This is a genomic window from Faecalicatena contorta (assembly GCF_021531995.1).
Taxonomy (GTDB): Bacteria; Bacillota; Clostridia; order Lachnospirales; family Lachnospiraceae; genus Dorea_A; species Dorea_A contorta_A.
The window spans coordinates 1-10,876 of the sequence record NZ_JAFBIZ010000105.1; the positions used below are offsets into that span (position 1 = coordinate 1).

Annotated in this window: 7 protein-coding genes; all 7 read left to right on the forward strand. The window is 43.4% G+C overall.

Features of this window, described 5'->3' with window-relative positions:
- Positions 1-38 precede the first annotated feature (38 nt).
- The 7 genes from glgA (at position 39) to alaS (ending at position 10,862) form a co-directional block, all read left to right on the forward strand.
- Entirely contained in the window at positions 39-1,475 is a 1,437-nt protein-coding gene (glgA, locus tag JQM82_RS12395; protein WP_235250658.1) for a glycogen synthase GlgA, read from the forward strand.
- 13 nt (positions 1,476-1,488) lie between these two features.
- Positions 1,489-2,355 carry a methylenetetrahydrofolate reductase [NAD(P)H] gene (metF, locus tag JQM82_RS12400; RefSeq protein ID WP_235250659.1) on the forward strand — a complete coding sequence of 289 codons (867 nt, stop codon included), beginning with the start codon at positions 1,489-1,491 and terminating at the stop codon, positions 2,353-2,355.
- A 13-nt stretch (positions 2,356-2,368) separates the two neighbouring features.
- Positions 2,369-3,010: a vitamin B12 dependent-methionine synthase activation domain-containing protein gene (locus tag JQM82_RS12405; RefSeq protein ID WP_235250660.1), complete on the forward strand. Its 642-nt coding sequence runs from the start codon at positions 2,369-2,371 to the stop codon at positions 3,008-3,010.
- Between the two features lie 7 nt (positions 3,011-3,017).
- Positions 3,018-5,402 carry a homocysteine S-methyltransferase family protein gene (locus tag JQM82_RS12410; RefSeq protein WP_235250665.1) on the forward strand — a complete coding sequence of 795 codons (2,385 nt, stop codon included), beginning with the start codon at positions 3,018-3,020 and terminating at the stop codon, positions 5,400-5,402.
- A 55-nt stretch (positions 5,403-5,457) separates the two neighbouring features.
- Entirely contained in the window at positions 5,458-6,465 is a 1,008-nt protein-coding gene (gene asnA, locus JQM82_RS12415) for an aspartate--ammonia ligase (protein ID WP_235250661.1), read from the forward strand.
- A 103-nt stretch (positions 6,466-6,568) separates the two neighbouring features.
- Positions 6,569-8,080 carry a 4Fe-4S dicluster domain-containing protein gene (locus tag JQM82_RS12420; protein WP_235250663.1) on the forward strand — a complete coding sequence of 504 codons (1,512 nt, stop codon included), beginning with the start codon at positions 6,569-6,571 and terminating at the stop codon, positions 8,078-8,080.
- Between the two features lie 142 nt (positions 8,081-8,222).
- Entirely contained in the window at positions 8,223-10,862 is a 2,640-nt protein-coding gene (alaS, locus tag JQM82_RS12425; protein WP_235250664.1) for an alanine--tRNA ligase, read from the forward strand.
- Positions 10,863-10,876: the final 14 nt, after the last annotated feature.

The window sequence follows — 10,876 nt, forward strand, 5'->3', positions numbered from 1 at the left end:
ATAATATGCATATATTTATGAGGTTGGGAGGAAAAGTGATGAAAAAAATATTATTTGCAGCGTCGGAAGCAGTACCTTTTATTAAAACAGGAGGTCTTGCAGATGTTGTAGGTTCATTGCCGAAATATTTTGATAAAGAAAAGTATGATGTGCGTGTCATGCTGCCGAAATATATGTGTATGAAGGAAGTGTGGAAAGACAAACTCGAATACAACACGCATTTTTATATGGATCTCAACTGGAGAAAACAATATGTAGGAATTCTGGAAACGGAATATGATGGGATTAAGTTTTACTTTATTGATAATGAGTATTATTTTAATGGACCTGCACCTTACGGGGAGATGTATACAGATATTGAAAAATTTGCATTCTTCTCAAAAGCAGTATTATGTGCGCTGCCAGTGATAGATTTTCGTCCTGACATCATACATTGTCATGACTGGCAGACCGGTCTGGTTCCGGTTTTCCTGGATAATTTCCGATTTGGAGACGAATACTACCGTGGAATCAAGACGGTTATGACAATTCACAATCTGAAGTTCCAGGGTACATGGGATACACAGAAAGTCAGAGATATTACGGGACTCCCGCAGTATTATTTTGCTCCGGACAAGCTGGAAGCATATAGAGATGCGAATTTCCTGAAGGGCGGAATTGTGTACGCGGATCGAATTACGACGGTAAGCAATTCTTATGCAGAGGAGATTAAGACACCATTTTACGGCGAAAGACTGGATGGTCTGATGAATGCACGTTCCAACTGTCTGTCTGGAATTGTAAACGGAATTGATTATAAAGATTTTGATCCGTCAACAGATGAGTATATTACGAAGAATTATGATGTAAGTAATTTCCGTAAGGAAAAGATTAAAAATAAGATTGCACTGCAGAAGGAACTGAATCTGGAGCAGAACCAGAAGACCATGATGATCGGTATTGTTTCCCGCCTGACAGACCAGAAGGGATTCGATCTGGTGGCATATGTGATGGATGAACTTTGTCAGGATGATATACAGCTTGTTGTGTTGGGAACCGGAGAAACACAGTATGAGAACATGTTCCGTCACTTTGAATGGAAGTATCAGGGCAAGGTATCTGCCAATATCTATTATTCCGAGGCGATGTCCCATAAGATCTATGCGTCTTGTGACGCATTTCTGATGCCGTCACTTTTTGAACCATGCGGTCTGAGTCAGCTGATGAGTCTTCGTTACGGAACTGTTCCGATTGTCCGTGAGACCGGTGGCCTGAAAGATACTGTGGAAGCTTACAATGAATTTGAAAAGACAGGAACGGGATTCAGCTTTGCGAATTATAATGCACATGAGATGCTCGGAACAGTTCGTTATGCACAAAGCGTTTTTTATAATAAAAAACGTGACTGGAACAAGATTGCAGAGCGTGCAATGAGCAGAGATTTTTCATGGACGAATTCCGCAAAGCAGTATGAGGAACTGTATGACAACATGTAATGAGGAGACTGACATGAAGATCAGAGACATATTAAAACAGGAAACACCTCATATATCCTTTGAAGTATTTCCGCCGAAAACGGATGCCGCATATGACAGTGTGCTGCAGGCAACAGAGAAAATTGCGGCATTGCGGCCGTCTTACATGAGTGTTACTTATGGTGCCGGGGGAGGAACCAGTAAAAATACAGTGCGGATCGCATCGCATATCAAGAAACAATTTGGAGTAACGAGTCTTGCACATCTGACTTGTGTATCTTCGACAAAAGAAGAGGTTCATCATGTTATAGATGAACTTAAAAAGCAGGGAATTGAGAATATTCTGGCACTTCGGGGAGATATTCCAAAGGATGGAGAGTTTCCGATCCCAAACCATTATCGTTATGCCAGTGAACTGATTACAGATATTAAGAGTCAGGGAGACTTTTGCATTGGTGCGGCATGCTATCCGGAGGGACATGTGGAATCAGAGCATAAAAAAGAAGATATTATATATTTAAAGCATAAAGTCGATTGTGGTGTGGATTTTCTGACAACTCAGATGTTTTTTGACAACAATATCCTTTATAATTTTTTGTATCGGATTAGAGAGAAGGGAATCACGATACCAGTACTTCCCGGGATCATGCCGGTCACCAATGCCAAACAGATGGAACGAATTCTGGGAATGTCCGGTACAGTGCTTCCGGAGCGTTTCCGCGCGATCGTAGATCGGTTCGGAGATGATCCGAAAGCAATGCAGCAGGCCGGAATTGCTTATGCAACGGATCAGATTATTGATTTGATTGCGAATGGAATCAATCATGTACATATTTATTCCATGAACAAACCAGAAGTTGCAGAAGCAATTATGCATAATCTTTCAGATATTGTAAAATAAAGAGGACACAGGAATGGATGCTAGAACAAGAGAAGCCGTTCGTTACCTGGGATATGGAAGACATGCGGTAGATGAGCATACGCTTGCGCTGGTGGAAAGTTCTTTTAAAGAGCTGGAAGAATCGGCATGCGAAAGAATCATCTATCGCATTTTTGACTTGGAATTTCAGGCAGATGGGCATATAATAATTGGGAAAATGAATATCAACAGCCGAAATCTGGGAAAAAATCTTTCCGGATGTGAGAAAGTGATTGTGTTGGGAGCTACACTGGGAGCGAAGGTTGACATGCTTTTGCGGAAATATGCGCTATCTGATATGGCGCGTGTTGTCGTCCTGCAGGCCTGTGCAGCAGCTATGCTGGAAGAGTATCTGGATGTATGGCAGGAAAAAGAAGAGACAGAGCAGGAAAAAGCAGGATATTATCTTCGGCCAAGGTTCAGTCCCGGATATGGAGATTTTTCTATTGAACACCAGGAGATGATCCTGCGAATGCTGGATACAGCAAAGACGATCGGACTTACCATGACAGACAGCAGTATGCTGACGCCGTCGAAATCAGTTACTGCAGTGATCGGACTCAGTCGTCTGCAGACGTCCTGTCATAAAAAGGGCTGTGAATCATGTGATAAGAAAGACTGCATTTATCGGAGGTAAAGTACGAATGATATTGGATCGACTGGGAAAAGAATTATTGTATTTTGATGGAGGTATGGGAACGCTCCTGCAGGAAAGAGGACTGAAGCCGGGAGAACTTCCGGAGACGTGGAATCTGGAACATGCAGATGAGATAGTCGAGATACATCGACAATATTTTGAAGCGGGAAGTGACATTGTTCTTTCCAATACATTTGGTGCAAATGCAATTAAGTTTCATAATTCAGATTATTCTTTGAAAGAGATTGTAACTGCTGCCATATCACACGTAAAAAAAGCAGCGCTTCTCGGAGTTCACGATGGAAGAAAAGTATATACAGCGCTGGATGTGGGACCTACCGGCAAACTCTTGAAGCCGATGGGAGATCTATCTTTTGAAGAAGCATATGAAGCTTTTAAAGAAACCATGATATATGGAGAAGAGGCAGGAGCGGATCTGATTCATATAGAGACCATGAGCGACAGCTATGAAGTGAAAGCTGCAGTTCTGGCAGCGAAAGAGAACACTGGCCTTCCGGTATTTGCAACCTTGATATTTGATGAAAAGGGGAAGCTTTTGACCGGTGGAGATGTTCCATCGGTGACAGCCATGCTGGAAGGACTTCGCGTGGATGCATTGGGTATCAACTGTGGAATGGGACCAAAACAGATGATGCCGATCCTGCAGGAATTGATGAAATATACTTCTGTACCAATCATCGTAAAGCCTAATGCGGGTCTTCCAAAGCAGAAAGATGGAGAAGTGTATTATGATGTAAGACCGGAAGAGTTTGCAGAGCTGATGAAAGAAATTGTCACTTCCGGTGCGTGTGTTATCGGAGGATGCTGTGGAACAACGCCGGATCATATTCGTGCGATGGTTCAAAATACCAGAGGTATGTCGGTGATACCGCCGGTGAAAAAAGATCTTACGATTGTATCTTCTTACGGTCAGGCAGTGGTACTTGGAAAAGAACCAAAAATCATCGGAGAGCGTATTAATCCGACCGGCAAGAAGCTGTTTAAGCAGGCACTGAAAAATCATGATATTGATTATATCCTGAAAGAAGGAATTACGCAGCAGGATAAGGGTGCGCATATTCTCGATGTTAATGTCGGTCTTCCGGATATTGATGAAGTGGAGATGATGCGGGAAGTTGTGACAGAATTGCAGAGTGTTACCAGTCTTCCGCTTCAGATTGATACCGTTGATATACAGGCAATGGAAGCTGCTATGCGTATCTATAATGGAAAACCGATGATCAACTCCGTCAATGGAAAACAGGAAAGCATGGATGCGGTATTCCCACTGATACAGCGCTACGGAGGTGTTGTGGTAGGTCTTACACTCGATGAAGACGGTATTCCGAAGACGGCGGAGGGCAGAATAAAAGTAGCCGGAAAGATTATTGAAGAAGCGAAAAAGTATGGAATTGATAAAAAGGATATTGTAATAGATGTACTTACAATGACAATCAGTTCCGAGGCAGATGGTGCGAAGATTACACTGGATGCATTAAAAGGAGTTCGTGAAACCTATGGAGTATGCACGGTACTCGGAGTGTCTAATATATCCTTCGGTCTTCCTTATCGCCCTGCAATTAATTCTAATTTTTATACGATGGCGATGCAGAATGGATTGAGCGCCGGAATCATCAATCCGTCTTCCGAGGATATGATGCGTTCTTATTATTCATTCTGTGCGCTTATGAATTATGATGAAAACTGCGAAGCGTACATCCATCAGTACGGCAATCAGACATCATCGGCTCCTGTCAGCAGGAAGGCAGAGATTACTTTGAAAGAAGCAATTGAAAAAGGACTCAAAGAAGAGGCTCATCACACGACCAGAAAACTTCTGGGTGAAATGGAACCGCTTGATATTATTAATCAGTACCTGATTCCTGCGTTGGATGAAGTGGGAAAAGGCTTTGAAAAGGGAACGGTGTTCCTTCCACAGCTTTTAATGAGTGCGGATGCAGCCAAGATTGCATTTTCAGTTTTGAAAGAGCAGCTGGCAAAGAGCGGAGATAATCTGCAGAAAAAGAATAGAGTGGTTCTGGCTACTGTCAAGGGAGATATTCATGATATTGGAAAGAATATCGTTAAAGTATTGATGGAAAATTACAGTTTTGATGTGTTTGATCTTGGAAAAGATGTTCCTCCGGAGACAATCGTAGATACGGCGATTAAGGAAGATATCCGTCTGGTTGGTCTGAGTGCACTGATGACTACGACGGTTGTGAGTATGGAGGAAACGATCCGGCTTTTAAGAGAACGCAAGCCGGACTGTAAAGTGATGGTCGGCGGAGCTGTGCTGAATCAGGAATACGCGGATATGATCGGGGCAGATTTTTATGGAAAAGATGCGATGCAGTCCGTATATTATGCGCAGAGTGTATTTGCAGAATAATCATGATACAATTTCACATTTGTTAATAAGGAAGAATATATAAGAGGAGAAAAACATGGAATTAATATTACCAGAGAATTATGATCCACGCCTGAGCGTGCGAGAAACACAGGGAGCAATTAAGTATATTCGTGATACTTTTCAGAAAGAATTCGGAAGGGAAATGAATCTGGAGCGTATCTCTGCGCCACTGTTTGTCGAAAAGAGCAGTGGTCTCAACGATAACCTGAATGGGGTAGAACGACCGGTTCAGTTTGATATCGCAGGAATGCCACAGGAAACGGTGGAAGTTGTACAGTCTCTGGCAAAATGGAAGAGAATGGCACTTTATGAGTACGGATTTGCACCGGGAGAGGGACTGTATACCAATATGAATGCGATCCGCCGGGATGAGGAACTTGATAACCTGCACTCCTGTTATGTGGATCAGTGGGACTGGGAGAAAGTTATCACAAAAGAAGAGCGGACGGTTGACACCTTAAAGGATACGGTTCGCAGAATATTTAAGATTATCAAGCATATGCAGCATGAAGTGTGGTATAAATATCCACAGGCAGTGAAAATACTTCCGGATGACATATTTTTTATTACATCTCAGGAACTGGAAAACCGGTATCCGGATAAGACACCGAAGGAGAGAGAGAACCTGATCACAAAGGAATATGGCTGTGTATTTTTGATGCAGATTGGTGATAAGCTTGCAAGTGGAAAGCCGCATGACGGACGTGCACCGGATTATGATGACTGGCAGTTAAACGGTGATATCCTGTTCTGGTTTGAAAATCTGAACTGTGCACTGGAGATATCCAGTATGGGAATTCGTGTGGACGAAAAGTCTCTGGAGGAACAGCTGAAGAAAGCAGGATGTGAAGAGCGAAGTAATCTGCCATATCATAAGATGCTTCTGAATGGAGAACTTCCATATACGATTGGCGGTGGAATCGGACAGTCCAGACTGTGTATGCTGCTTCTGGACCGCGCACATGTCGGAGAAGTACAGGCGAGTCTCTGGCCGAAAGAGATGCGGGACATCTGCAGGGAACATAACATCTATCTCTTATAAATTGTATGTAAAAGAGAACAAACAAACTGGTTGACATTTCTTTAACAAAAATTTATATTAAAAAATAGAAGAAATATAATATAATTCAGGAGGAATGCGTCTCATGATGAGAGGGTTGGACACAACGGTCAGAAAGCTGAGAAGAAAAGTATTTGAAGAAGTAGCAAGACTGGGATTTAAGGCAAATGCAGAAACATTATGTGATGATATGGAAGCAATTCCATACAAGATCGTGAATGAGGATGCGGAGCAGTATCGAGACAGTATATATCGTGCACGTGCTGTTGTAAGAGAAAGGTTAAGACTGGCAATGGGTCTTTCTCTCCGTCCGGAAAATAAGCCGGTTCATCTTACTGCAGGTGTGGAAGCAAGTAACATTTCCGACAAATATTATGAACCGCCGCTTATGCAGGTAATTCCGTCTGCTTGCGCACGTTGCGAAGAAAAAGGATATGAAGTCAGTAACATGTGTAAAGGCTGCCTGGCACATCCTTGTATGGAGGTCTGTCCAAAGGGCGCTATTTCCATGGTTAACGGAAAATCCTACATAGATCAGAGTAAATGTATTAAATGTGGTAAATGTAAGAATGCATGTCCTTATGATGCAATCTCCAAAAAAGAGCGTCCATGTGCAAAGGCGTGTGGTGTAAATGCGATTGAAACTGATAAGTGTGGGCGTGCACAGATTAACAGTGACAAGTGTGTTTCCTGTGGTATGTGTATGGTCAGCTGTCCGTTTGGAGCTATCTCTGACAAGTCTCAGGTATTTCAGCTTGCAAGAGCATTGTCTGAGGGGGATCAGATTGTTGCAGAGATCGCGCCGGCATTTGCGGGACAGTTTGGGGATAATATTACACCAAGAAACTTAAAGGCAGCACTTCAGGAGCTTGGATTTTCCGAGTTCTATGAGGTTGCACTTGGCGCAGACATCGGAGCGATCGCAGAGGCTCACCATTATGTGAAGAAGGTTGCGACCGGAGAACTTCCGTTCCTCCTGACTTCATGCTGTCCTTCATGGGCAATGCTTGCAAAGAAGTATTTCCCGGATATGATCGATCAGGTATCTGAAGAGCTGACACCGATGGTAGCGACTGCGCGTACGATCAAAAAAGAGCACCCGAACGCAAAAGTAGTATTTATCGGACCATGTGCTGCCAAGAAGCTGGAAGCCATGAGAAGAACGGTTCGAAGTGATGTAGACTTTGTCATTACATTTGAAGAACTCCAGGCAATGTTTGATGCGAAGGATATCGATCTTACAGAATACGAAGCAGAATCTTCTTTCCATAATGCAACAGGTGCAGGACGTGGTTATGCCGTTGCCGGTGGTGTTGCATCCGCCATCGAAAGATGTGTGAAGGAATATTATCCGGATGTAGAAGTAAAGATCGAACATGCAGAGGGCCTTGCAGAATGTAAGAAGATTCTTTCCATGGCGAAAGTCGGAAGGATGAATGGTTGTCTGATCGAAGGAATGGGCTGCCCGGGCGGTTGTGTAGCCGGAGCCGGAACCAACATTGAAGTTCCAAAGGCACAGAAAAAGGTAAAAGAATTTGTTGCAGGTTCAACAAAATCACTTCCGCCAAAGGAACTCGAAGAGATTGAACTGAAATAAAATCCGAAGATAAAGAGTGGTAAAGAAGCAGGCGGAACGTTGACAAACCGCCTGTTTCTCTTTATAATTAAAAGTCAGTATTGACAAAATCAATGTTATTATATAACAGGACCGTTTAGATAAAGGAGAGCAGGAGGAGATTATGCAGAAATACGGAGTAAATGAATTAAGAAGAATGTTCCTGGAATTCTTTGAGAGCAAAGAACATCTTGCAATGAAAAGTTTCTCACTGGTGCCGCACAATGATAAGAGTCTGTTGCTGATCAATTCAGGAATGGCACCTTTAAAACCATATTTTACAGGACAGGAGATTCCGCCGAGAAGAAGAGTTACCACCTGTCAGAAATGTATTCGTACCGGTGATATCGAGAATGTAGGAAAAACAGCAAGACACGGTACATTTTTTGAGATGCTTGGTAATTTTTCTTTCGGAGATTATTTTAAACATGAAGCAATCGCCTGGACATGGGAATTTCTGACGGAGGTAGTAGGACTGGATCCTGACAGGCTGTATCCGTCTGTATATGAAGATGATGATGAGGCGTGGGAGATCTGGAATAAAGAGATAGGAATTCCGGCAGAGCGCATTTTCCGTTTTGGAAAAGAAGATAACTTCTGGGAGCATGGATCAGGTCCTTGTGGTCCGTGTTCAGAAGTTTATTATGATCGCGGCGAAAAATATGGCTGTGGAAGTCCGGACTGTACAGTAGGTTGTGAATGCGACCGTTATATGGAGATCTGGAACAATGTATTTACCCAGTTTGACAATGATGGAAATAACAATTATACAGAGCTTGAGCAGAAGAATATTGATACCGGTATGGGACTGGAACGTCTTGCATGTATCGTTCAGGATGTGGATTCTATGTTTGACATTGACACGCTGAAATCTCTGAGAGATCATGTATGTCGTCTGGCTGGTGTGGAATATGGAAAAGAAGATGCAAATGATGTATCACTCCGTGTAATTACGGATCACATCCGCTCCGTTACATTTATGATCTCAGATGGAATCATGCCTTCTAATGAAGGAAGAGGCTACGTGCTTCGGCGTCTGCTCAGACGTGCGTGTCGTCACGGAAGATTACTGAATATTCCGGGAGAATTCCTGGTGGAGCTCTCCCAGACGGTAATTGATGGATCCAAAGACGGGTATCCGGAACTGGAAGAAAAGAAAGAATTTATCTTTAAAGTAATTGCAAAAGAAGAAGAGCAGTTTAATAAGACGATCGATCAGGGTCTTTCTATCCTGTCTGATCTGGAAGCTGAGATGGCCAAGAAAGGAGAAACTGTTCTTTCCGGTGATAAAGCATTTAAGCTGTACGATACCTATGGATTCCCGCTGGATCTTACCAAAGAGATTCTGGAGGAAAAGGGTCTTGCCGTGGATGAAGAGGGATTCAAAGCGGCTATGGAAATACAGAGAAAGACTGCCCGTGAAGCGCGTGAAGTAACAAACTACATGGGTGCTGACGTAACGGTATATGAATCTATAGATCCATCCATAACGACAGAATTTGTAGGATATGAGAACCTTGTATATGATTCCAGGGTAACAGTCCTCACGACGGAGACAGAACTGGCAGATGCTCTGTCGGATGGAGAACGAGGAACGATCTTTGTGGAGCAGACCCCATTCTATGCAACCAGCGGTGGGCAGGAAGCAGACAAAGGTGTCATCCGGACTGCAGACGGTGAATTCCAGGTAGAGGATGTTGTAAAGCTTCTTGGAGGAAAATTCGGACACATCGGACATGTAACCAAAGGTATGATCAAAGTCGGTGATACAGTGACTTTGGAAATAGATAAAGAAAACCGTGCGCTTGCGGCAAATAACCACAGTGCCACTCACCTTCTTCAGAAAGCACTCCGCATGGTTCTCGGTAACCACGTGGAACAGGCAGGATCTCTGAATAATGCAGATAGACTCAGATTTGACTTTACACATTTCTCGGCTCTGACAGAGGAAGAATTGAAAAAAGTTGAGGAGATTGTGAATCAGGAGATTCAGAATCACCTTCCGGTTGTTGTCAGAAATATGCCGATTGAAGAAGCGAAAAAGACGGGTGCTGCAGCACTCTTCGGTGAAAAATACGGCGATATTGTACGAGTAGTCAGTATGGGAGATTTCTCCATCGAATTTTGCGGAGGTACACACGTCGCTAATACGGGAGATATCGTAGCATTTAAGATCCTTTCTGAGACAGGTGTTGCAGCAGGGGTACGAAGAATCGAAGCACTTACTGCAAAGGGACTTATGAACTACTATGAGGATCTGGAAAAGAAGCTCCAGGAAGCAGCAAAGCTTCTGAAAGCAACTCCGGATCATCTGACAGAGAAGGTGACTCATCTTCTTGGAGAAAATAAAGCACTTAAGAGTGAAGTTGAAAGTTTGAAGAGCAAGCTTGCAAAAGATGCCATGGGAGATGTCATGGATCAGGTGACAGAAGTGAAGGGCGTGAAACTTCTTGCAACAAAACTGGAGGGCGTAGACATGAATGGTCTTCGTGATCTTGGTGACCAGTTAAAAGAAAAACTGGGTGAAGGTGTGATCCTTCTTGCTTCTGTGAATGAAGGAAAAGTCAGTCTGATGGCTATGGCGACTTCAGGAGCGATGGAAAAGGGTGCTCATGCAGGCAATCTGATTAAAGCAGTTGCCGGATGTGTCGGCGGCGGCGGTGGCGGTCGCCCGAATATGGCTCAGGCCGGAGGCAAGAATCCGGATGGAGTGGAAGCCGCAATTGTCAAAGCGCGAGAGGTTCTGGAAGGACAGATCGCCTAAAATAATTTGATAAT

Bases quoted from the DNA above. Each gene is read 5' to 3' on its own strand.
- JQM82_RS12405 (WP_235250660.1), top strand. From the start codon at position 2,369: ATGGATGCTAGAACAAGAGAAGCCGTTCGTTACCTGGGATATGGAAGA.
- JQM82_RS12420 (WP_235250663.1), top strand. From the start codon at position 6,569: ATGATGAGAGGGTTGGACACAACGGTCAGAAAGCTGAGAAGAAAAGTA.
- JQM82_RS12410 (WP_235250665.1), top strand. From the start codon at position 3,018: ATGATATTGGATCGACTGGGAAAAGAATTATTGTATTTTGATGGAGGT.
- metF (WP_235250659.1), top strand. From the start codon at position 1,489: ATGAAGATCAGAGACATATTAAAACAGGAAACACCTCATATATCCTTT.
- glgA (WP_235250658.1), top strand. From the start codon at position 39: ATGAAAAAAATATTATTTGCAGCGTCGGAAGCAGTACCTTTTATTAAA.
- alaS (WP_235250664.1), top strand. From the start codon at position 8,223: ATGCAGAAATACGGAGTAAATGAATTAAGAAGAATGTTCCTGGAATTC.
- asnA (WP_235250661.1), top strand. From the start codon at position 5,458: ATGGAATTAATATTACCAGAGAATTATGATCCACGCCTGAGCGTGCGA.